This window comes from Natrialba sp. SSL1 (assembly GCF_001861355.1).
GTDB lineage: Archaea > Halobacteriota > Halobacteria > Halobacteriales > Natrialbaceae > Natrialba.
This window is the reverse complement of sequence record NZ_MASN01000048.1, coordinates 25,478-48,292: the sequence shown is the minus strand read 5'-3', so window position 1 is coordinate 48,292 and position 22,815 is coordinate 25,478. Positions and strand designations below refer to the sequence as shown.

Below are 22,815 nucleotides of genomic sequence, written 5' to 3'. Positions count from 1 at the left end.
TCGGTTATAAATATGATTGTCTCAAAGTCGACTAATGTAGCTCTCTTTACAAACCTGACACGACCGTCCTCGTCCGTCAATGCCTCCAGCAGGAAGCCACCAATTGCGTCAGTCTGTTCGTGAACAGTCTTGATATCTGCCTCGATCGATCGGTCGCTCTCAGCGACGGCGAACACCAGTGCGATCCTTGGTGTCAGTCGCTCTGCAACGCGGACGGTCGACTGTCGAACGTATCAATCCTCGCTGTCGGCGTAGATGGCGGTCAACTCGCCAAAACAGATCTTGCACAATTCAATCTGTTCCTCGAGATCTAACTCCTCAATGTTGTCGACCACCTTGTTGACTTGCTCAGGATCGCCTGATCGAATGTCGGTCGCAAATTCGCCCCACTGCTGTTCCATATCGATCTATTGGCCCACCCAGTGCATAATACCCGGCGTAACCACGTTGTCCGAGTGCCACGTATAACACTCTATAGTACTGGAGCGGGCCAGCTCGATCGAAGTCTAAACAACCTGCAAGGGCGAATTCCCCGACCCACCGGGGTCAGGGGTGAAGCCCGCCACCCGACCTAGTGTCCTGTATCGAACGTAAGGATCGCTCCTAAGTTCTATACGCAACCGTTGACTTTCTTAACACAAACTGATGGTTAGCATTCAGAACCTTGGCCATCCTGCGGTTGAAATCAAGTTACCACTGGATAATGGAACTCACCAGTATGGGGTACCCAAAGACACGACGTTGTTCCTCTGGGCGACAGTTGCCGTCGGGACACCAGAATGTATCCCGCAAATCGATTCATCGCTGGGACACCATCTCTTCCGTGACGGAGTTGAGGCACAAGATCAGATGAACTGGTCGGTTTCGGTCGGCAGTGAATCAGTTCCTCTTCTGACTGACTCGTATTACAGGAACAGCGGGTACAAAGGTTTAGCATGGTGGATAGCTGTTGACTCGGTCGAGTTACCTGCTGCAGTTGACGTTGAATTCGAAACGGTTGGTGACCAGCCTACACACCAGGGAGACCCAATTACTCTCTGGACCGAACAAGGCGATATGCTCTCGTGGGGACAAACAATCGAGAGCACGATCGAACTCAATTCATCTAATTCACCCGCCAGGTCCTTTCCAACTCACCAAGAATCCCTTTGGGAAGAACATGCAGTATACAGGCCACAGAGCAACACAGAGTGATTGTTGTTAGACTGTTTAAGAAACTAACTCTGCTAACTCGTCAAATAGCGCTCTCTGACGAAATCTGGATAGGTTGAGATGTACAAGACGTGGGGCGAGTATTGGGAGTATCTCCGCACGGGTACGAAACCCAGCGAGTGATTATGACCTCACTTTTTCTTGAATGTGTTTGTTGTGTGAATTATGAATCTTGATTGTGCCAACGGAGTTCTGGTAGGGTTAGCGTGTGGGGATGCACTTGGCCGGCCGGTCGAGTTCGACACAGCGTCTACGATTACTGCTGATAGGGATTATCGTAGTCTACCGAGGGTCTCGAAACCAGGCGTTCGATGCTGTGTCTCGGTTCTTCAGCGGGAAACTATGAACGTCTACGATAATCTCTATGAGCACGGAGAACTCGACGAGATGGTCGGGTACGGAACGTGGAATCAACCGGCAGGAACGATTACTGATGACACCGAGCAGACACTCTGTATTGCGCGGAGTCTCGTCGAGCAACAGGAGTTTGATCCGGCTGATATCGCGGACCGGTTCGTTGCGTGGTACGAGAGCGATCCGTTTGACATTGGGCGGATGACGTTGCGTTCGCTCAGTCGCCTCGAAAAAGGGGAGACATGGAACCAGGCAGGGCAAGAGGTCTGGGAGGACAGCCCAGAAGGTTCGAACGCCGGGAACGGAACTACCAGAGCTTCTCGCTTCGGTCGTACATGTCGGCTACTCTGGAGACGACATCTTCGAGTGGGAGAAGCTCTCGCTCTACGGCGTCGAGCGTCCAAAACTCGACCTCGTTGTGGAACATCTCTCCCGGTTTTTGCTGAGTCTTTCGGAGCACAGCGTCGAGATTCCGCAGACAGGTCAAATTCGGAAGGACGACGTTAACCCGTTTCACGTTCACTCCTTCGTACCTATCGATCGTCCTCGTGATCTTCTTGTGATCGGTCCCGTATAGCGTCTCGACTTCATAGACTTCTCCCGAGGGCTCATGGTAGACATCCGGTCTGGGATTTCCACCACCCTGAAGTTCGGTTTCAGTCGGAATCCGTTCTTTGAGATCGATTCTGGATTCCTGCTGAATAGCGACTCCGTCCCGTTTCAGAAGTGCTTCGACGGTGAAGCACTTGATCCAGTAATGAAGACGGGATTCTTCGCCTTCATCACGAGCGGTGATCTCCTCAAGGGTACCAGACGGTTCAATCGCATCCCTGAACGCATTCGCACTGGTATGGAAAAGTCGATCCAGTTTGTGCGAGTCGGACTCTATGTGGACGTTACCCCACGCTAACCGTACCAATTCCTGTTTCACGTCTTCCGGGAGCGGACGCGGTTGAGCCGACAGGATCTGCGTCGTCTCCCGCACGTCGTCGGTCGAGGTGAGATAGTCGTATAGAGCGGGTGCATATTGCTCATCAGCGAAGAGCAAGAGATACCCGAGCGTCTCCGAGAAGAATTCGTCGATACGGGCGGTGAGTTTCGAGAGATCGAGTTCGCCCTCCCGGAGTGCCGTCCGAATTTCGTCGTCGCTGATTTCGGAGACGAATTCGAAGTACTCCTCACTCGAGTCGTCATCGTACGAGATGATTCGGTTCTCTACGCGAGTACTCTCGAGCGTCTCGCCCTCACCGTCGGCCAGCAAGCTAGGGAGAGGCTTCCCTCCATTGAGTTGACGGAACTGCTCCCGACAGAGCGCCTCGAGGGTCTGTTTGTACTCCTCGTCCGTGGTCTTGGCCGCGACGATACACAGCGGATCGTACGAGTCGAGCGATCCACCGTCGATATCGAAGAGGAATTCGTCCAATTCGGGCAGCTGGTCCGAAGCGCTGCTCTCCTGTTCCGCATCGGTTTGAGACGCCGCCGTCTGTGAGGGGTCGGCACCGGTATCGTCGGTGGGCGTCGACGCTTCCGACGTCGAGTCCTCGCTCGAGGATCGCTTCGCGTTTCCGGAATCCGGGTCCGCCGTCGGATCGCGGTCTTCGATCACGGTCACGGAGAGCAGCGGCCGTGGCGGGAGCCCGATCTCCGGCTGTGTTATCGCTCGATAGCCGAGATCGATTGGTTCCAGTTTCGCATTTTCCCAGATCCGTAGCCGCGGTGGATCGAGTTCGGTCGCCTCGAAATCGGAGGTCAGCTCGACGGCGGGCGGTTCGAGTCGCCAGCCGTCTCGCTCGAGGGCGCGAATCGAGATCGGGGCGATCTCGCGAGACGAAACGCGGTCAGGCGACAGCTCGAACGGGACGGCTCGAGCCGTCTCCGGGGTGTCGGTAACAAGCTTCCGGCGGATCCGTTTCGTCGAGACGAAAACCGACGCCTTCGGGATTGGTTCCGCTCGCTCATCTCGATGGTCGTGGTCGGATGCGGATTCCGCTTCGTCCGTCGTCCGTGGACGGGGTGTGTCGTCGGTCATGCCGGTCAGAGGTTCTGGTCAATGATGTCCGGGTAATCCATGATCTCACTCGCTAATTCGAACTTATCGTTTCGATCGCGACAGATCTCGAGCTCGGAGACTAGGAACCGCTTGATTTCCAGCAGCCGGCCCTGATCGATATCGGAGAGTTCGTTGACCCGATCGATCTCAAGTCGGTAGCCGTTCTGCTGGTCGCCGTACTTGAGCATCGTGTCGAAGATGGTGTTGATCTCCTCTCCGTAGTTCGGTTCGCTGACGGCCATTTTGACCCGGTGATCGAGCCATTCCTTTCGTGGGTTAGGAATCTCGTCGTCGAGGTACTCTTCGAGTGCTTGCCGACGGTCGTCATCGTCGAAGAACTCCATGATATCGTCGACGAAACTTTCGATCTCAGTTGCTGTCCCACGCCGGCCCGTGGACACCTCTTCCTCGTCGATCTCGAGACCGAACCCGTCGTTGAGGAACTCCTGCGTTTCCATCTGCTCGAAGAGATCGGGATAGGCATGGCGCATCTGACGGCGCTCCTGCGGAAGTAACTGGACCATCTGGCTCACATAGTTCCGCGTCGGTGCGAGCGCGTTCATCGCATCGAACAACTGTGCGAGGTTTTCCTTGAACTCCGCCTCGGTGAGTGGGGCGTACTCTACGTCTTCGGATTGCTTGCTCTCACTCATATGCGATAGCCATCGCAACCAGGGTTGATAATAGTTATCAGATTAAACACTACTATTACAATATATGAAATCTATGGCTGGCAGTGAGGAACTCCGTGTTGAACGGCGCGTCACTCCTGGTTGACAATAATAAACGCCTCGGGCCACCGCGCCCGAAGCGGTTTACTGCAACGGTGGCTGCTTGTGCGACCACATACCGTTGTTCGATGCCGTCAAGTACGTCTTGTCTGACCAAGATTTTCTTCCAGTCCGGTGCGTTGTCAAGGATGAGTTTGGGGAGGTGTTCTTCCAGGTACGTGATGTAGTCGAAGAGATAGATGCGGGTGGAAGCGGTGTTGAGATCGGCGTGAGTGAGGATACCGACGACGTTGTATATTCAGCAAGCGGTCGCTGAACATGGCGAAGAATGGGTTCTGGAAGATTACTACGAGGAACTCTACCCGCTTTGTCGTCTGATGGACATGCCCAAGAAAAACGTGCTCCCGTTCTACGATGAAGACGAACACGAGACGATGACAGAAGAGGAACGAGTGGCAATATCGTAAGTGTGGAACGAGTACCGAGAGAACCTCCGGACCGGAACTGAGCCTAACGAGTGACCGCGACCATACGTTTTTCTTACACGTATTCGTTGGATGGGGCATGGATCTTGACCGCGCCCGCGGTGTCTTGGTCGGGCTGGCGTGTGGGGATGCGCTTGGACGACCGGTCGAGTTCGACACAGCGTCTACGATTACTGCTGAGTACGGCGACCTCGACGAGATGGTCGGGTACGGAACGTGGAACAAGCCGGCTGGAACGATTACTGATGACACCGAGCAGGCACTCTGTATTGCGCGGAGTCTCGTCGAGAAACAGGAGTTCGATCCTGCTGATATGGCGAATCGGTTCGTCGCATGGTACGAGAGCGATCCGTTTGACATTGGGCGGGTGACGTTGCGTTCGCTCAGTCGCCTCGAGAAAGGGGAAACATGGAACCAGGCAGGGCAAGAGGTCTGGGAGGACAGCCCAGAAGGTTCGAACGCCGGGAACGGGAGTGTGATGCGGTGTCCACCGCTTGCTATCCCGTACGCGACTGATTGGGACCAGCTCGTGGACGTGAGCCGACAGTCCTCTCAGATTACGCATGCTGACCCGCGGTGTACGTACGGCTGTGCGATTCTCAACCTCACGGTGGCCGGTCTGCTCGAGGACGTCGACACGCCGCTGGAGGGGGCGCTCGATTACGTCGCAGACGATGCTCCGGACGAGCTCGTGACCGCACTCGAGCCTCTCGCCGACGGGACCTCGCCAGGGACGCTCGAAACGTCCGGGTACGTCGTCCACTCGCTGCAAACGGCTCTCCACGATGGACTACTCGCCAGTAGCGCTGAAGAAGCGATTGTGACCGCAGTTAATCGTGGTGGTGACACTGATACGATCGGGGCGATTGCGGGCGCAGTTGCTGGTGCACGGTTCGGTGCGTCACAGCTTCCGGATCGTTGGCTCTCTGCCATTGATGAAACAGACGAACTCGAATCATTGGCGGTTGAGCTCACAGAGGTGGCGTGAAGTTAGTTGCTTTCGTTTACCACGAGTTCGAATTGTTCGTTTTCGGTTATAGTGTTGAGAACGATACTCGTGTTTGACTGGTTGATGTCGGGATCAGTGATCAACGCCTTGATCTGATCGTTCATATCGTCTGTATCTTCGAACTTACCGATAGCGATCACGTCGTAGTCGCCTGTCACTTCGTGAACGGAGATCATTTGTTGGTTATTAGTATGAAGGGGTACGTGTTGTTACGGACGAAATGGAAAATCGGGTTCCCTACCACCACGAACTGGATAAGCAGTTCTCAATAGACTTTGTTAGTCCTGATTTGGAAGCTATGGGGGACCGCATCGTCGGGTACGACGGGCACAAATCGGTCAAAGTTGAGTCGTTCGAGTTGGACCGGACCGTCTACATCGTCTATACCGCGTCCGGTGCCAGCGGGGCAGCGGACGAGATTGACTACGATCTCGTCGAGTACATCGATTCGATGGAATCGGCGAACAGCGTCATCGCGACTCGGTTGGTTACCGTCTTCAGGAACGTCCTCGAGGAGAACTACGAGGAGGAAGGGAAGCGGGTACAAGCGTACAAGGATATCGCAGCCGAAGCGATCGAACCAGCGCTTAACCAGATTGACTGGAACGGAACAGCAGTCGAGGTGGCGGGTCGCCTGGCCTCGAATTTGATCCTCAAGCACGCGCTGCCCAACGCGAATCATCGAACGGCCATTGGGATCTGCCAGCTCTATCTCAGGCGGGTGAACCCGGATTTCTCGATGCCGGAGACAGCGAAACCCCTCGATAAGACCGACGAGTACGACTGGATGGAGTGGGTCAATGAATACATCAACGAATCCAAACGCTTGCTGACAGTTCGACGAAAGGGTGGTCGGTTCAAGTATCTCGAGGAGTTCGGATGCGATATACTCGTACGAAAGCACGATATTGAAATTCCGCTTGAAGAGTATGAGTTAGATCTTCAGCGGAATGAGCGATGGAGACGATACGCAGAACGACACGAAGAACTGTGGATTGACTTTACTGAAGAAGCCGTCCATCGGGCAGGAATGACCAATATGCTCGATACTGACGGACTCACAAAACACGAATTTGCGGGCGAACTCAAAGAACTCGAGTAAATTAGTCCTGAAGACGAGCGACAGTCCGACCGGTTTCTTCCACTTCCTCACTCCGACTCATTCCGAGACGATCCTCTAATTCTCGGATGGTGTCCTCGAGGGTCATACCTCTAGGTCGCTCACTTGGAGGCAAAAATCTACCGGTGAAGACTGCTACCGCTGTGGATCCAATTACGGAGTCTGCAAGTCGTGTCGTCGGAGCAGGAAGTCCCTGCCTCAAGGAGCCAGCTTCTGCTGGCGAGTAGGCGGGGTAGTTCACTTTCCGGTGTCGGTGTCGTCAAAGTCATCAGTCTGCTCGTCTGAATGTATCGACCACTCCCATTTGTTACGGAGATACATGGAAACATCGTCTGGATCGATCTCCTCCGTTTCTGCTTCGAGTAACGCACGCACTTCGGCATTCGAAAGATCATCCATCTGTTCCATCTTACTGCGACCGCGATCTGCAAGATAGTCGAGCCGACTCTTCTCGACTTCGAGGTTGACATCAACTATTGTGGATGAGTTACGACGCTGCTCAACCTGCCCAACTGCCGTTTCAACGATTGATTCGGCATCTCTCCCGGAATCATGAGCGGCTTCATAAAAGAACGCTATTGAACTTCTAATTGCACCAACAAGCTCAGGATCCCTTTCAAGTTCGTCATCAACACGATCAGCTAAGTCATACCCCGTAACGCTATACACCATCTTTCGATCTTCTGGATCTAACTCATTATACAGTAATGTGAGATCGTGCGTTGCTGCCACAAGACGCTCCCGAATCCGTGACCGGAGATTTCGCTCGTGAACAGGCCGCTTAAATTCCTTTTCACCGCGTAGATATTCTCGTTGTGCATCTGTCAGCAATGCTGCGGGGCGATCTAAGTCCATGTGTTGTATATCTGCATCGCCGAACTATTTATTATTACGCAATCTCATAGGAGTTTGTGTGAATAGGAAAACAACAGTACTCCCTGCCGACAACCAGAACATACGATCGATCGGCGACAGACGGTACTACTAACACCAGAAATGGAAAGGAAGCTATCCATCGACATCAACGGGACACTCTTGGTAAGGGAATCCCCGTTGTGCCGACGGCTTTACTTTAGAAGTAAAGCACTATCTAAGTGTCGGTTAGAAGCAGGAATTGAACTTCTATCCGATAGAGGAGATACCAAAACAATAGTTTGGCGTATCTCACCACCCAACCTGTGTGAGGTACGGGGCGGTTCTTCGGTGATGAAGGCTGCTCCAAACGTCCCCATAGGAAGTTGCTGGAGGGAAAAGTCATGGGAGAGCACCTCTCTAACCGAAACACGATCTAGCTACGGCTCGCTTCTTCCGTCACGACGGAACACACCCCCTTACCCTTCTTCCCATACTGTGTGATGATGATCTGACATTACCCATCTTGGGTGGTTTCTTCGAAGTTCTTTCCGGGGTGATTGCATCATGAGTGCTGGTCTGGAACATCTTGGCTGGCTTGTCCCAACGTCTGAATGGGAACTCTTCAAAGAATGGGTCCGTGATGTAACTGGCGGGTACAAAGGTTCTCTCGGCCGGTACGTCGAGAAAGCAATAGAGGACTATATCCGCTTTGCTGACGCTGTTAAGAAGCTACAGACTCTTGCCGACGACGTCATCACCGAAGAAGAAACGGATATACCACACAGTTTGGTGGGTGACGACCTCACTACTGACTCGAAAACTGAAGTCCGGGTCCGTATTGCCCCCTATTCGAAAGACGGTTTCCGAAACGCAGTTTCGGAGTCGAAAAATTCGTATGGTGTTGAACTTGCACGTGCGCTCCGTCAGTACCGAACCAACCCCTTCCATGAGTGGGTTGCCGATTTAGCTGATCGATTGTCGACTGCTCTCGATGATACTGAGGATGAACCCCCTGAGGACACCATCAACGATCAGGATGGTGTCAACAAACAACCGCGGACAGTCGAAGAAAAAACCGAGGCGATTGTCGACTATCTCGAAACCGAGATGTCGTGCGAAAGTCACCAAATCAGTCGTGACGACCTTGATGAAGCGATTGAAGTAGTTGTTGGCGACGGGGAACCAACGAAACGAACGATGCGTAAATATCGTAATCAAGTCGTTGAAACGCTCAATCTTGGTCGCCATCCACAAACACCAAAGCTCTATAAGCCGGTCGATGAACTCCCAGACCGGCCGGACGACTACCCGTGGGAATGCTGGGTTTCTGTCGAGTATCTCAAGGGCGACCCAGAGGCTCGTGCTCGTCGCGTCGTTCTCGAGCTCGGGAAGCAAGCCGCAGCGTCGAACGGGCGTATTGGAATCGAAAAATCAGCTGTCTGTGAGGAGATTTTGAATGAGGCTGTCTCACCTGCAACGGCACGTCGAACTGTTGCCGCTGTTGTTGATAACTACCCAGTCAAAACCAAGCGTGAGGACCTCCGACTGAATCTTGTTCGGCTTGCAGAAGAACAACCTGAGTTAGCAGAAGAAATCGTTGCATACGCCAACTTTGACCCGGATTCATCTGCGGCAGTAACTGACTGTGATTCGTCGCCGGATAACTGGGTCGACCGCGCTGCTGACCAGATCTCAAAACTCTGTGAGACTGCCGATTTCGGTATTGAAACTATGCCAAAGCAGATCTTGGATAATAAAATTGCTCGAGCGAAGTATCCAAATAAGGTTTCCGACGAGAAGAGCCAAATATCCGAAGATGCCCTTGAACGAGTATGTGAAGCCGATCGAGACGCGGTCTCTGCTGCTCTTGTGGCATCTGACTCGAGTCCAGGACCAACTGCTGAAGAAGACCTTCAACGAGCCGCCGAATCAGAACTTGAGAAACTCTCATCAGATACCTATACGACATCTTCTACACCGTGACGGTACAGCGAGAGATTTCTGTTTCACTGGCCGAAAAACATTACTTGTCACCATAACTACTTTCTCAATACAGAGTACTACCCGTGAAACTACGTCAACCAACCGACTTTCTCATCCTTGAAGGACTGGAAGACAAAGGACGGAATGTTGCGACGAACCTGGCCGCTCACACCGGGAAGTCCCGCAAAAACATCAACACCCGGCTGCCGGTGCTCGAGGACTACGGGCTCGTTGAAAAGATTGGACCGGCTGACCGATCTGGACTGTACGAGATCACATCACCCGGAAAAGCCGCGTTGGTATACCAGGATCAGTACGATGAAGTGGATGACTTCGAGGAACTCATCGAAGGTCCCACAACCGACAGTGATGGTTCCAGTGAGAGTCAGGCAAGTTTCGCCCGTGGTGACGACGAGTCTGAAAACGCCTGAGATACGATCGATAATTTGCCAAAACAGGCGTTCGAACCGGAAGGGTAGTCTCTAAAGCAGTGAGTTGACTCGAGACTGGAGATGATCAAATGCATCCGTTGCGACATCGACAGTCGGTGCACCAGTGATGACCGCTTTGCCGTTCGCGAATAGCAAGATCACAGCAGTGTACTCTTTTGGCCGGTAGACAAGTCCCGGGAACTGCTCTGGCTCGTATTCAGTTGATTCGAGACCAAGACCAATCGAGAGTGCGTTTAGGTTAACATCCGCTCCAAGTTCTGCAGTACTGACGATATTCTGGACCGAAAATCCAGTCTCCTCGGGAACATCGATCTCGTTCAACGCAGACAGCTTATTCAGGAACGCATCGTTCGATTCTTCAAGCTGGTTGAGACTCGAAGAACCAGTGATGATGTACTTCCCACTTCGATAAACAATGATCAGCGGCCCGTCTTCCTCTAACCGAACGTAGAGCCCATGGTAGTTTTCTGGATCGTGCTCCGTATACGGAACATCGAGATCGGCACCGAGTTGTTCAACGTCTAACTCGAGGCCGAGACTACCAGATCCAACAACGTTAGTGATAGTAACCATCACTCTACCTCGTCGTCTGGAATGACGAACGCAGCGGACACCAAGTCTGGCTCTTCCGGTGTGACGTGTTTCTCCTCTTCGAGGCGTTCCAACTCTGTATCGCGTTTCCGACGGAGTGATTCGAGCTCTCGTTTAGCGTTTCCGATCGGAGCAGACATATCTTTGCCCTCCTCGTCGCGTTGTCGGTATGTCTCAAGGCGCTCCTCCCACTCGCTGATTTCCTCTTTGAAGTACCGTTCCGCATGCTGGCGCTTGATCGCTATTTCACGTTCACGCTCTTCACGGGCTTCGTCCGCAAACGATTCGACCTGAGTCCAGGCTTCCATCTGTGCCTCTTCATGCAGATCGTCTCCAATCGACGCCAGGGTCTCGAGACTTTGGATGGACGTCGTTTCCTCTGGCGGAAGTGTATCGACTATCTCAGGGGTATTGGTAGTGACATCGCCATCGGTCGTAACATACAGCGGAACAAGCTTCTCAGTGACTACATCACCTGCTCCTGAGACGTATCCTAACCGGTAAGTAAAGAGAATCCCTGGTGCCGGCTCATCTTCGGCAGCGACTTTCACAGCGACCTGTCCCTGTATGCGGTCTGAGTTGAGACAGAATTCGATGAGCGACTGGACCAATGGATGATCGAGCGCAATGAAGTCGACATCGTCTTTTTCCATCGCGATCTGTTTCGTAAAGGTTGCACTGTCGTACTGTCCTGCTACCTGATCACCGGATAGAACGTCGGGAACGTCCAATTGGTAGACGTCGCCATCAGAGCGTGCAGGGCCGGGCCGAACCCCCTTGATTGTCCCACCGAACTCGTCAAAGAACTCCCGAACCAGAACCTCGATGTCGGCTTCGCTTACTTCGCCGTGTTGACTGCGTTCGATGACCTCGAGTACCTCGTCGTCCTCGTTCGAGAGGTCGAACCGATCTCGAATGAGGAACTCGTTCTCGACAGTTTCCAAGGCCTCTTTGCGCTCCTCTATCGTTGATTCGATGTCTGCCACAACCTCGTCTGTCGGCCTTCCTTCGGCAATGGCGGCCATGATCGTCTCGTCCAGGTCAACGTCCTCTAAGACTCGCCCCATCACGTCGGAGCGCATCCCGAGATCGGATTCGATCTGGTTGGTCTTCTCAACGAGGAGATTGAGAATTTCGCTCTCGCGAGTGTTTTTGAAGAAGAGATTCCGAATCTCGACCGTGTGTTCCTGCCCGTATCGGTGGAGTCGACCCATACGCTGGTCGATACGAATCGGGTTCCAGGGGAGATCGTAGTTCACCATAATGTGGGCGAACTGGAGATTGAGTCCCTCCTGAGCCGCGTCGGTCGCAAGCATCAGATTCGCCTCTTCTTCGAACTTCTCCATCTCTTTCCGGCGTCGATCCTGGTCAAGGTCGCCGTATACCTGTGCAATGTCGTGTTCTGGAAACACCTGATCGCGAAGGTACTCGAGCGTGTCCGTATACTCGGTGAAAATGAGGATTTTCTCGTCTGGGTCCTCTTGCAGGATCCGACCGACGAACTGGCGAAGTAGTTGGGCCTTGGAGTCGGTCTCGATGTCTTTTGCCTGCTGCCAGAGCTGTTTAACACGATCGAGCTCAGCTTGCATCTGCGAACGGTTCAGCGTGACTGTGACCGTCTCGAGGGCCTCCTCAACCTGACTTCGTTCGTCCTCGGTCAGCGTCTCCGGTTCGGTGCTGTAGCGGGGAATGAGTTCTTGGACATCTTCGGGGAGGTCCTCGGCTACGGCATCGTTCTGGATCGCCCGCAGACGGTTTTCGAGAGATTTTCTGATAGCATGGACGCTCGAGACCAGCCGCTTTTGGTAGATAACCATCGTGAAACCGGCGGCTTGGTTCTCTTCCTGCTGCGCCAGGTTGTAGTATTCGCGGATGTACTCAGTGACATCGTCGTAGAGCTGTTGCTCCGCATCGGACATCTCGACGCCTAGGGCCTCGATATTTTTCTCAGGGAACATCCGTGTTCCGTCGGTGTCGTACATCTCATCTTTCAGCCGGCGGATCATCAGCTCCTCGAGGCCGTCGGGATGAATCTGGGACTCGTGGCTGAACCGATAGGGATCGAGCAGACTCACAAGGAAGTAAAACTGATCGGACTTGCCCTTGTGGGGCGTCCCAGTCATCAACAGGAGTGAATCGGAGTTATCGGCGACCGCTTCACCGACCAGATACCGCTGCGTTCGTTCGATGGAATCGTCACTCGAGCGCCGTGCTGTCAAGTGGTGGGCCTCGTCGAAGACGGCAACGTCCCACTCCGGCTCGAGATTCTTGAGTGCATCGAGCACGGAAACCCTGTCATCGTCGGGATCGTCTGTCGTCTGCTTCGCGAAGTCGATCGAGGTGATGATGAAATCTTCCTGTTCCCAGACGTTCTGGTTCGGGTGGGACTGGCGATACGTCTCGACGGTCTCGCGGTCGTAGATGACGAAGTTTCGGTCAAACTTTTCGCGCATTTCCTCTTGCCACTGGACAGTCAGCGGCGCAGGCGCGACGATAAGGACGCGATCGGCACGCCCTCGAGCGATAAGCTCCTCGATGACGATCCCTGCCTCGATGGTCTTCCCAAGACCGACCTCGTCGCCGATGAGATACCGCTGGTCGTAGGAGTTCAAAATTTCGTAGGCTGCCTTGACCTGGTAGGGCTCGATCTCGATTCGGTTGTTCGTCAGCGAGAGGAAGCGGTCGTACCGATATGCGAGGTCGAGTTGAATCGCTCGCTCCCGAAGGTCGTAGTGAAGTGGTGGGTCAGACTGGCCGGCTGCGAGACGGTCAACGACCGAATCGAGTTTCTCGATATGAGGGAGACCACTGGGGAGTTTACGGAGCTGTCCCTCCGAGGTGTAGACGTGGAGGAGGTAGCTACCATTGGGCCGTTCCTCGATTTTCGTAATTTCTCCACGCCCGCCGGCGAACTTGACGTGGTCGCCGACTTTGTAATTACTCATTGACTGCTATCGGGTGCTTTCCACCATCTCAATTTTCTCCTCTTTTAGCTCGTATAGCTCATAGACGATCCGGTTTAGGAATTCGAGAAGGCGGTCATACCTCGCGTCTAATTCCCTTACACTTTCTTTTTGATCAAGATATATTTCAAGATCAGATTCAACATCTTGTAGAGATGGCATGATCATCTCACCCAGTCTATCAACTAGGGAATTCCTTTTAGTGGCTGTCTCTCGGAACCCAGCAAACCCATCAGCCTCGTTCGTTGCATAATCAACAAACTCAACCAACAAATCAGACTGTAATTCGTTAATTCCAACAAATTCCATAACCGGATAGTGGTCAGTCTCAGTGTAGCCCCAGCGATCCGTCTCATAATCTTCTGGGTCCTCAGGCTTGTATCGTGCAGAAGCCTCTATTGTCACTTTGAGGTCTACCCGTGATATTTTGACATCTCCAATTCTGAGATTATCTCTAGTTTCAGTTGTTTCCGAAAGAATCGTTTCGGAAACCCCGCTAGCCGGTTGATATCCAGGGGATTCCCGAAGCTTCTCTCCGTCATCATAGGACCCCAGATAGTCAAGAAGATTGAGATTATAGCTCCGCCTCTCTTTCTTAAGGTTGGAGATTAAGTCTGCAAGATAACATAGAGTATCATGGAGGACGAATTTGTTCTCTCTATCCGAGAAGATCTGTTTTAGCGCATCTTCTACTGCTCGCTCTCCTTCAGAGACTTCTTTACAGATAGTCTCGATTTGGTTAGCAGAATCTGTAGTATCTTGATGCCGGTCGGTAAAGTCAATCGCGGGTATTGGGAGGCTCTCAACGTACTGAGTCTTATATCGCCGATATCCTCCTCGAACTTTCGGCGACATCCGATCAAAGAGATAATCCAATAGATTACTGTTGAGTACCGCCGTAAGGTAGCGACTATCATATGACGGAAGAGAATCACCTCTTACAGCATAATAGACTGTGTCTAAACACGCAAATTCCCCATTTTGATCGAAAGAAAATCTATTTTCTGGGGAGATATCTGGGAATGTGATCTTTTCATTAAGCATTCCCGGGGCTTCATATCGCAGTTCATACCATTCATACCCCTGATCAACTAATCTTTCACCGTAGTTTTTTCTCTCAACCAGATCTGATTTGAAATTCTCAAGATAGGAGATAATATTCGGAATCTGCTCAGGATCCGCCAGTTCCGGCTCGCCATCTATGACATCATATGGGTAGATAAGCTGTGAGAGATTCTCAGGGGATTCCATAGCGAATTGTTTCACGTCCCCACCTCTGAGAACTCGCTTTACGTATTCCTGTTCAAGATCATAGTCCTCTACAGTTTCTTCATCAACAATATACACTTCTGTATTTCCAGGAATCGCACCCTGACCAATTTGGTCAGCAAATTCCTTAACAGGAACAGTGTCTGCAGTTACAACATCATCAGAAACGAATGGGTGCCAGACATCCGTTCCAAGATCGGATTGGGTGATTTCCCAGCCAGTTTCGTCAGACTTGAGAGAACGCTCGATAAACTTTTGCTCAGATTCTCGAATATCTCTCCACGTGAATTTGTAATCAGCTGGTGGATCTGCTTTTTGACGAAGGACAATCATTGGATATGCAGTGATTTCAAACACTGGAGAATCGTGGAAATCAATAATCTCTCTTATAGTTTCTTGAGAGGATAATTCATCTCTGAGATGGGAACCATACTTTGCCTTTGTGAACTTATTTTGAATGATATACCCAGTAAAGCCGTTATCACGCAGAAGATCTGATGCAAGTTCCATGAATAAAACGTAAACGTCACCCTTCATTTTGAAAGTATCAAATCTATTTCTATAGTAATTCCGAATGTCATCAGAAAGCATCTTAAATATGATATATGGGGGATTCCCTATTATTGCGTCAAAGCCATCCTGACTTTTCTGATCGCCTCCGGTAGTATAGAATACCTCAGGGAATTCTAATTTCCAGTGGAAATACTGGGAGTCATGTGCCCATTTTTGGGCTGTTTTGAACCAGTCGGTTTCTGCAATTTCCGCCCATTTTTCATCATCTTCCAATGCAGCAGCCATATCCTCAAATACATCATCAGGAAGATTGTCTAGGCCAAAGTCACGCGCAGTTCGAACATTTCCCATGGCCCCGAGACGCTGCCGTAGTTTGTTCCGTTCGAACTCGTCATATTTCGATTCTATCTCCTTGACATCTTCAAGATCCTGATTCTCAATTGCGATAAAGTCCTCGTATATTCTCATCAGTTGCTCAATTGTACCTTTCCGGGCAACACCGAAATCGGCCAGCGATGCATTTTGACCGTCGCCCCCACCTTCCGATTCTAATTCCTCAATCTCCTCAATATCACTCCCAGCCAGTGAATTCCCTGTCTTCAGGTGGTGGTCCAAGAACGCCAGCGGCTGTTCAGCCGCGAGCGTCCGAAGCCAGAGCGAGACTTTCGCGAGTTCGACCGCAAGGGGATTCAGGTCCACGCCATAGATGCACTGCTGGGCGACCTGACGGCGAGCCCAGTTGATGTCGTGTTCCTCGTCGACGGTCTCGATACCCTCCTGTGCGGCCTGCTTCTCTTGAGCGTCGATTATCTCACGGGCGAGATAGTCGATCGCACTCGTCAGGAAGTGACCACTCCCCATTGCCGGATCAAGAATCTTGAGATCGAACACTTCGTCAGCGAACGCTTGTGCAAGACCTCCGTACGACCCTCTCTTCTCAAGGGCATTTTTTCGGCAATCTTCGACAAGTGGGCCAAGCGTTTCCTCTACGATGTACTCGACGACATACTCCGGGGTGTAGTACGACCCCGTCGCCTTCCGTTCGCCTGAGCCGGTCGAAAGATGGACTTCTCCCTCCTCGACGATCACCTCATCACTCTCGCTGGCAGGGACGTACTCACCGTCCTCCAGCGCGAGCGGTTCGTCGGCGACGTCGAGCTGATATTCGAGAAGCCCCTCGTAGATGCTTCCGAGGTGGCGGACATCCAGCGATGAGTAGTCGACGAAGATCTTCCCACCGTCGTTACCGTTCTCACGCCGGGTGAGCAGTTCGATAACCTCAGCGAGGTAGGCATCGCCCACCTGATGATTCGCGAGGAACCAGGCTTCGACGCTGTCGTCCTCGTCTGGGTCAGTTCTGAATAGCCCGCCGTTGTACGCTGGGATATAGAGGTCCTCCTCGGGGATACCCCGCGATTTGCTCCCCTGGTCGATGAGTTTGAACAGCTCGTCCAGTCGGTCCCAGAGGTTGTCCTGCCAGTCGCGATACTTCGGACTCGGGCTATCCAGTTCTTCCGCAATATTCTGCTTGAGCGTATTCAGACTGTAGGATTCCTCGTAGATCTCGTTGTTCGTATCGAGCAGGTCACGACCCTCACTCTCGGCGTAGAGCACGAATATGAGCCGGTAGAGGTAGATGAGCGAACTGTCGTGAATGAGGTCGAGATCGTCTTCGGAGAGGTCGTTGTCCGGGTACTGCATGAACCCCTCGGAGAGGACCTTGATTGCCTCGTAGATGTTATCCTGGAGGTCCTCTCCCAACTCCTGGGCGAAGACGTTGGACTCGTCGTAGACGTCGTCGAGGAAACACTCGCCGCTGGAATCCTCGAGGAATGCGCCGTGTCTGAAGAAGAGGTAGAAGTATTTGAAGTCCTCAAGATTGCCCTTTTCGAGGACGGTCGGCAGGTCGATCTCGTAGTAGGAGTCGAGCCGGTGGCTCGTTGGACCGTAGTAGAGCCGCCACTTCTTCCCGTCGGTGAGGACGGCCCACCGCGCCGGCGTCTCCTGGAGATAGACGTGAATCTGGTAGCTCGGGTTCTCGAAGTCCCGTTCGTGTTCGCCACTGCCACGGGTATCGAGTGGACGGCCCCAGCGCTTGGCGTCCGCGACGGCGACCGCGTCCTTGTAGAAATCGCCACCTTCCTCGCGGCGCTCGAACGCACCACGTGCGGCGTCGTCAGACTCGAAGAAACCGTAGTCAGGACGGCGCTGCGTCCGGCTGGTGCTCTCCTCAACTTCGAAGGGAATCCCAAGCTTCCGGAACATCGGGCGGATGAACTTCTCCTCGAGCTGGGATTCGTTTCGCTTGGGAGCTGTCTCTTTCTCGCGCTCCCATAACCCCATGATGTCGTCTTTCGCCTCGCGGAGCTCCTCCTTGCTGAGTTCGTCCCATGCTTCTGTTTCGGGGAGATGTTCGTTGAGGTAGTGGTTCGAGAACAGGTCGCGATTCGTTCGGTAGGAAAGTGCTGTCTGCATGATTACAGTGGAGTGACGATGAGGAACTGATCTGTGTCCTTACTGTCGATGATAGCGTGAGCGATGTCTTTCGCGTCGGCAATGTCGACGTCGACGTCGTCGCCGATCTCGGCTTCAAGCTTCTCGAGTTCGGAGCCAGAGATATTCACTCGCCCGGAGTCACCTGCATTCCGAGCGATTGTCTTCCGGGTCATTTCAGATGCTATGACTGTTAGAGCCTTTCCATATAGTCTTTTCTTAGACTATCTACGCGAGTACTTGGACACGTGGAATCAGTGGGATGGGCCGTCGAGACAGGCAGATGGGGGTCGAGACGGTCCAGCTATTCTTCCAAGGGCGGGCGAAGAGCTCGCCAACGGAAATCAGCCGTAATACCGTTCTCGAACTCGATGCGGTAGATGATACCGTCTCGCTCGTCTCCGGTCTCGGCTGCGGCGTCGTCCTCGATGATCCTGGAGACCGTTCCATGGCGACCGTGATACTGCTCGTGATCGGGATCGCTCTCATCAGGAATGTCAACGCGGATGCGGTCTCCTGTGGTGAATCGCTGCGTCATTCGTTGGTCTGACGGAAACATTTGGGCGGATGGGATAGGATATTTACGGTACGGAAGGAGTTGAACTGCGAGATGAGGCGTCACGTTATCATTTCACAAGCAGTTCGGAAGAGCGCTCTACCCCGGACCGATGATTCCGGTCACCGCTTTCGTCATTATTGTGATGATATTACCAGCCACGAACAGGACGTAGTTCGCGAACGGGTTCGATGCCTGAGCGACGTTGTACGACGATGCCCGAGAATATGTTGACGCCCTAATCAGCCGGCCAAGCCCGACGAGGAACCGGACACCACGGAGTCGGTTAAGGACGCTGACAGTGAGAAAAGAATGGTCGTAAAAGAGAAAGTGAAGTTCGGGGCAGGACCTACAAGTGCGCGAGTGGCAACGTCGCTGATATGCATGAGATCTACCTTTATTGGTACTACTATGAAAACGGGATGATGAAGTCAGAGTACCTTAGAAATCCCTGACTTCTTGCAACTTATTGGGTCGTTCGTTATCAATTCTTTCACAATGTTATCCATTCCCCAGCTGGCAGCGATCGTGATCTCCTTGAGGTAGAAGAGGAACGGCGTCAACACGTGAACGATGAACCACTTCCCACTTGCTTCACATAGGGCGATGACTTCTCGACGGCACGTCCCGCAGTGCCTTCCAGTTTCGTAATGCGGTCGCGGTACTCATTTGTCGAGTTCAAGCAACCGCTCAAGCCCCAAATCTCGAACTTCACTAATGTGGTCAACAATCTCGTTGTCGGTGTTGATTTGGTACATTGGGCCGCCCCCGATCTCACGCGTCTTGATGACGACCCCCATCTCGCACAGCTCACCAATATTCTCGTAGACGGTACTCCGTGCGACGTCGCCAATATCAGCGATATCGCTCACGTTCAGGTCACGATCACGCTCACTTAGGAGTGCCGAGATGATTTTTACCTTGCCAGATGCGCCGAACACGTGGACGAGGGGTGCATTTTCTGGGTACGTTTCGTCGTTCTCCTGTCCATCGCGCTTGATCTTGGTCGACATCACACTACGATGTTGTAACGCCACCCTATAAATCAGTTGGGTAGGGGTACATAGGTGTTTGATTTCACAACAAACTTTATATGAGGGGGCGTTCTATACTCGCACGTGACCATCCGGAAAACAGACAACAAGGTCATCCAAAAGCTTCTCTACCAACGCCGCTTTGCGGACAACCCCGTTTCTCCTAACGCCGTTACTGACTGGTTTCCAGCAGGTGAGAGGGAGCGGGTCGAGCGAGAGATTAAACGGATGACCGCCGACCCAGACGTTCCACTCAAACCAGTGCAGGACGGCCCACAGGTCTGCTTGTCGAGCATTGACGAGGTGCTCCTTTACCTCGACAAGCAGGGTGCCGATATCCCCTCCGGGCTCGAGGCTTTCGTACAGTCCCCACCCCTTCATGAGTCACGAGTTTAGCATAATTCCCGAAGAAAACGGCCACCAGCCCAGTGTTGACGACCAAGTAACCGTTGCGCAAGCACTCTACGACGAGGGCATCCTTTCCGAAGAAGAGGCGCTGAAGGAAGACGAGATCGAGGAACTTCTTGAGGAACGAGGTGACGGGTTGGAGTACAAACTCCGGACATGCCTTGACAACCTCCGCGACATTCCAGTAATCGTTGGCTACTTCCCACCGGGATCACGATACGTTCCGATCAGCGAGCGTCGCGACGAGGTAATCTTTGACGAAGTCGAGGAGACCGTGCGTGTCGATCGGGAGGCACTTCTCAATCACGTCCACGACGACGACCCAGTTGACGAGGAAGAACTGCCGCTGACCGCTGATGGCCGCGGGATAACGGTGCGTGAGGTGATCGCCAACGAAGCGGACATCGACCCCAAGAATGTTGAACACTACCTCCGTAGCGGCAGCCGAGACACACAGCGCGAGCGTCTCAACGACTCCATTGACGCGATTGTCGACGCTGACGAGGTGAGGAAGCGCGACGACTATGGGAAGGTTGTGTTCCGGCACAAGGCCTACCGCTATCACTTAATCTGACATATGGCAATCCCGAAGCGACAGAACGATCGAGCAGACGTTGGAATCTGAGCGGTTGACTCGTCAGTTTCGATAATCACGCCGGCTTTTTTCGTTGATCACGAAGCGGAGGTGGAGGCTGAGCACCGCAGGGTATGGATCCCCGTTAGGCGGAAACCAATCAAGATTGAGTCGTCCGTCGCTGTTTTTGATCCGCTGGAACAGTGTCTCGAACTACTCCCGTTGAAGCGGCTGTTTCTGTCGTTTTCGACGAATTCGATGATAATACGATGCACTTGGACCTCACCGATCTGAAACCCCCGCTATAGTGCTCGGTCAAATGCATCTGGTCACAACCTGCGCGGATAATAATTCACAGGATGGAACGGAACCAGATTAGAGAGGACACCCCTCGTTTCCGCTCCAAAAATCCGTAAAACGACCTGTATGCCTTATTTAGTATATGATCGGACAAAGGGATGGTGTAGAAAAGGCGTGCAGTTATGCGTGTACCTTACACAGACCATCGTCGACAATTAGCCGATAACCTCTACTGGGGGCTGCATCAAGATCTCCCAGGTAGGATCGTCACTACCTGGCTCACCGTTCCAGTACGTTGTCGCCTGATGTAGGCCGTCAGCGAACGATTGGCACGAGAGCAGATCCATGTCTGCTTTCACTCCTACACTGTATTCGACCTCCACGATCTGTGCGTCAGGATCGAAATCGGATTGGAACGCAGTTGCTTCCTGTTCCGTTTCGACGCCAAAGAAGGATTGAAACCGAGAGGGATGATCGGGGAACTCAGACCGGCGAACAAATTCGAATACCCACTCGTAGATGGCGTTCGTCGGCTTTTTATTGGCCACTTCCTGCTCCTCTGTCTCCAGATCTTCGATCTGGTATATCCCCAGCATCGGTGTGGTATTGTCCTCGAATTTGATGTTATTGTTTCTCGCTAATTGCATGTAGACATATCGGGCCCCATGGCGTGAGAGCCCCTCAGGATAGTAGCTCTGAATCGCGTTCTCTTCACTGGGCTGGGGTAGCACGATTTTTTCAGGGTTGATCTGAGGTTCGTTCTCTAAAACCAGTGTGTCGCCAGGCTCGAGAGTATTGCTCCGGTCAACATGGTATCCGGTAGGCATACTCTCTGGTTGGAATCTCTACTTCAATTACATTGTGGATGGATTGGGAATAGTCTGGGCGTCAGTTACTCAGTCAGTTTCGGGCGAAGGTGAGGTACACCACTAACCCGACTATGACTGATGCGACCAGCGCCATGAAATTGACCGCAAACCCGACTTCTCCGGGTAGTGATCCGGTTATCACTTGCCACCCGACCATCAGCAGTATCGTTGTGAGGATGGCGAGCATCGTTGCTATCGGGTCAGCCATGTAGACCACTCTGCTTGGTTCTGCGTACAGCGTTCTTTGTGGGCATCACGGTAGATCAGAGGAGAGGAAATTACTTTATTCAGCTACGAAAATAGCCATTCAACAAACGTAGAACGGTGTTCGGCGTATACCGAGACCCGTTCGACGTACAGGGAAAAGGCATGTCTCAGGAACTTCCGAAATGGGTTGAGGACCGGCTTGAGCACGATAATAGCCGGGATCTGCAACAACGACATGTAGTCGAGGTCGTCGTCAACGGTGACCGGTCATATTACAACGTCCGTTTTGTCCGAGCCGAGATCAAAGGCGACTTCGATAAAGACACGGTACGGTCCAGACTTGACGAACTGGCCGAGCAGGGGGTCCTCAAAACTGAGCTGATCAACCGGGGGAATATCTACTGGTTGAACGAGTCGAAGTCAGATTGGCCGATCCCGCCTGATGTTGAAGTGGAAGCCAGCAGTGACGAGCCGACGGTTTCCGATTTCTTTTCCCGGCCCCACGTTATCATTGCGTCCATCGGCTTTCTTGGAGCGGCCATCGCGGGTGTAATTGTCTGGGTGGGAACACTCCAATCAGGAGGGTCGATCACCTTGCCGTGGACGGCTACCGCGACCCTCACCGCTGGTTTGTTCGCGATGCTAATATCGTACCTCGCGATCTTCAGCTCGATGATCGTCTGGATCCTTGACAAAGGAATAGGGGATCTGGACCTCAGTTTGGTTGAGGGGCTACGATAATCACTAAGACAGAGACAATGCCTTGATCTGTTTCTTTAAATTTGAC

General features: G+C 52.7%; 22 protein-coding genes and 2 pseudogenes. 11 read left to right on the top strand and 13 right to left on the bottom strand.

Annotated elements, in window-relative coordinates:
• Positions 1-233: 233 nt before the first annotated feature.
• Entirely contained in the window at positions 234-401 is a 168-nt protein-coding gene (locus tag BBD46_RS23235) for a hypothetical protein (protein WP_253184588.1), read from the bottom strand.
• Between the two features lie 244 nt (positions 402-645).
• Between BBD46_RS23235 and BBD46_RS21800 the strand changes: the two genes are divergently transcribed.
• Together BBD46_RS21800 and BBD46_RS21795 are read left to right on the top strand one after the other, a co-directional pair.
• Positions 646-1,194, top strand: a complete 549-nt coding sequence (locus BBD46_RS21800; RefSeq protein ID WP_084777800.1) for a hypothetical protein — start codon at positions 646-648, stop codon at positions 1,192-1,194.
• 183 nt (positions 1,195-1,377) lie between these two features.
• Positions 1,378-1,875, top strand: a pseudogene (locus BBD46_RS21795) (ADP-ribosylglycohydrolase family protein); the annotation flags it as partial.
• Here the strand turns inward: BBD46_RS21795 and BBD46_RS16710 are convergent.
• Entirely contained in the window at positions 1,874-3,595 is a 1,722-nt protein-coding gene (locus BBD46_RS16710; protein WP_071402822.1) for a hypothetical protein, read from the bottom strand. The pseudogene BBD46_RS21795 and the gene BBD46_RS16710 sit on opposite strands and share 2 nt — an antisense overlap.
• Positions 3,596-3,600: 5 nt before the next feature.
• The gene (locus BBD46_RS16705; protein WP_071402821.1) at positions 3,601-4,269 is read right to left on the bottom strand and encodes a hypothetical protein; all 669 of its coding nucleotides are present in this window, start codon (positions 4,267-4,269) and stop codon (positions 3,601-3,603) included.
• Between the two features lie 181 nt (positions 4,270-4,450).
• Between BBD46_RS16705 and BBD46_RS22760 the strand changes: the two genes are divergently transcribed.
• From BBD46_RS22760 to BBD46_RS16695, 3 genes are all read left to right on the top strand, one after another.
• Positions 4,451-4,663: a hypothetical protein gene (locus BBD46_RS22760; RefSeq protein ID WP_171908232.1), complete on the top strand. Its 213-nt coding sequence runs from the start codon at positions 4,451-4,453 to the stop codon at positions 4,661-4,663.
• Positions 4,620-4,814 (top strand): hypothetical protein, encoded by a 195-nt coding sequence (locus tag BBD46_RS23570; RefSeq protein WP_071402820.1) that lies wholly within the window; start codon positions 4,620-4,622, stop codon positions 4,812-4,814. The genes BBD46_RS22760 and BBD46_RS23570 overlap by 44 nt, the downstream gene beginning before the upstream one ends.
• A 97-nt stretch (positions 4,815-4,911) precedes the next feature.
• Entirely contained in the window at positions 4,912-5,820 is a 909-nt protein-coding gene (locus BBD46_RS16695) for an ADP-ribosylglycohydrolase family protein (protein WP_071402819.1), read from the top strand.
• Between the two features lie 2 nt (positions 5,821-5,822).
• Here the strand turns inward: BBD46_RS16695 and BBD46_RS16690 are convergent.
• Positions 5,823-6,029, bottom strand: a pseudogene (locus BBD46_RS16690) (Lrp/AsnC ligand binding domain-containing protein); the annotation flags it as partial.
• A gap of 32 nt (positions 6,030-6,061) precedes the next feature.
• Here BBD46_RS16690 and BBD46_RS16685 point away from each other — a divergent pair.
• Positions 6,062-6,943, top strand: coding sequence for a hypothetical protein (locus tag BBD46_RS16685; RefSeq protein ID WP_071402818.1), 882 nt, complete (start codon positions 6,062-6,064; stop codon positions 6,941-6,943).
• A 255-nt stretch (positions 6,944-7,198) separates the two neighbouring features.
• Here BBD46_RS16685 and BBD46_RS16680 read toward each other — a convergent pair whose 3' ends face one another.
• Positions 7,199-7,816 carry a hypothetical protein gene (locus tag BBD46_RS16680; protein ID WP_139173666.1) on the bottom strand — a complete coding sequence of 206 codons (618 nt, stop codon included), beginning with the start codon at positions 7,814-7,816 and terminating at the stop codon, positions 7,199-7,201.
• A 564-nt stretch (positions 7,817-8,380) separates the two neighbouring features.
• Here BBD46_RS16680 and BBD46_RS22315 point away from each other — a divergent pair.
• Positions 8,381-9,799 (top strand): hypothetical protein, encoded by a 1,419-nt coding sequence (locus BBD46_RS22315; protein WP_139173664.1) that lies wholly within the window; start codon positions 8,381-8,383, stop codon positions 9,797-9,799.
• An 83-nt stretch (positions 9,800-9,882) separates the two neighbouring features.
• Positions 9,883-10,230, top strand: coding sequence for a winged helix-turn-helix domain-containing protein (locus BBD46_RS16665; RefSeq protein ID WP_071402814.1), 348 nt, complete (start codon positions 9,883-9,885; stop codon positions 10,228-10,230).
• A 51-nt stretch (positions 10,231-10,281) separates the two neighbouring features.
• Here the strand turns inward: BBD46_RS16665 and BBD46_RS16660 are convergent, their stop codons facing one another.
• The 6 genes from BBD46_RS16660 to BBD46_RS16635 form a co-directional block, all read right to left on the bottom strand.
• A complete protein-coding gene (locus BBD46_RS16660; protein ID WP_071402813.1) occupies positions 10,282-10,824 on the bottom strand; it encodes a TATA-box-binding protein in 543 nt (180 codons plus the stop codon).
• On the bottom strand, positions 10,824-13,787 hold the full coding sequence (locus BBD46_RS16655) for a helicase-related protein (protein WP_071402812.1): 2,964 nt from the start codon (positions 13,785-13,787) through the stop codon (positions 10,824-10,826). The genes BBD46_RS16660 and BBD46_RS16655 overlap by 1 nt, the downstream gene beginning before the upstream one ends.
• A gap of 6 nt (positions 13,788-13,793) precedes the next feature.
• A complete protein-coding gene (locus tag BBD46_RS23230; RefSeq protein ID WP_071402811.1) occupies positions 13,794-18,062 on the bottom strand; it encodes an Eco57I restriction-modification methylase domain-containing protein in 4,269 nt (1,422 codons plus the stop codon).
• Positions 18,063-18,064: 2 nt separating this feature from the next.
• Complete coding sequence (locus BBD46_RS16645; RefSeq protein ID WP_071402810.1) at positions 18,065-18,256, bottom strand: hypothetical protein; 192 nt, start codon at positions 18,254-18,256, stop codon at positions 18,065-18,067.
• Between the two features lie 128 nt (positions 18,257-18,384).
• Positions 18,385-18,618, bottom strand: coding sequence for a hypothetical protein (locus BBD46_RS16640; protein WP_071402864.1), 234 nt, complete (start codon positions 18,616-18,618; stop codon positions 18,385-18,387).
• A gap of 683 nt (positions 18,619-19,301) precedes the next feature.
• Positions 19,302-19,649, bottom strand: coding sequence for a winged helix-turn-helix domain-containing protein (locus BBD46_RS16635; RefSeq protein ID WP_084777799.1), 348 nt, complete (start codon positions 19,647-19,649; stop codon positions 19,302-19,304).
• A 105-nt stretch (positions 19,650-19,754) separates the two neighbouring features.
• Between BBD46_RS16635 and BBD46_RS22310 the strand changes: the two genes are divergently transcribed.
• Complete coding sequence (locus BBD46_RS22310; RefSeq protein ID WP_139173662.1) at positions 19,755-20,066, top strand: hypothetical protein; 312 nt, start codon at positions 19,755-19,757, stop codon at positions 20,064-20,066.
• Positions 20,050-20,652 carry a hypothetical protein gene (locus BBD46_RS16625; RefSeq protein WP_071402808.1) on the top strand — a complete coding sequence of 201 codons (603 nt, stop codon included), beginning with the start codon at positions 20,050-20,052 and terminating at the stop codon, positions 20,650-20,652. The genes BBD46_RS22310 and BBD46_RS16625 overlap by 17 nt, the downstream gene beginning before the upstream one ends.
• 515 nt (positions 20,653-21,167) lie before the next feature.
• Here the strand turns inward: BBD46_RS16625 and BBD46_RS16620 are convergent.
• Together BBD46_RS16620 and BBD46_RS22755 are read right to left on the bottom strand one after the other, a co-directional pair.
• On the bottom strand, positions 21,168-21,779 hold the full coding sequence (locus BBD46_RS16620; RefSeq protein ID WP_071402807.1) for a DUF2441 domain-containing protein: 612 nt from the start codon (positions 21,777-21,779) through the stop codon (positions 21,168-21,170).
• A 73-nt stretch (positions 21,780-21,852) separates the two neighbouring features.
• Positions 21,853-22,029, bottom strand: a complete 177-nt coding sequence (locus BBD46_RS22755; protein WP_171908234.1) for a hypothetical protein — start codon at positions 22,027-22,029, stop codon at positions 21,853-21,855.
• Between the two features lie 161 nt (positions 22,030-22,190).
• Here BBD46_RS22755 and BBD46_RS16615 point away from each other — a divergent pair, with 161 nt between their 5' ends.
• A complete protein-coding gene (locus BBD46_RS16615; protein WP_071402806.1) occupies positions 22,191-22,769 on the top strand; it encodes a hypothetical protein in 579 nt (192 codons plus the stop codon).
• The last annotated feature ends 46 nt before the right edge of the window (positions 22,770-22,815 follow it).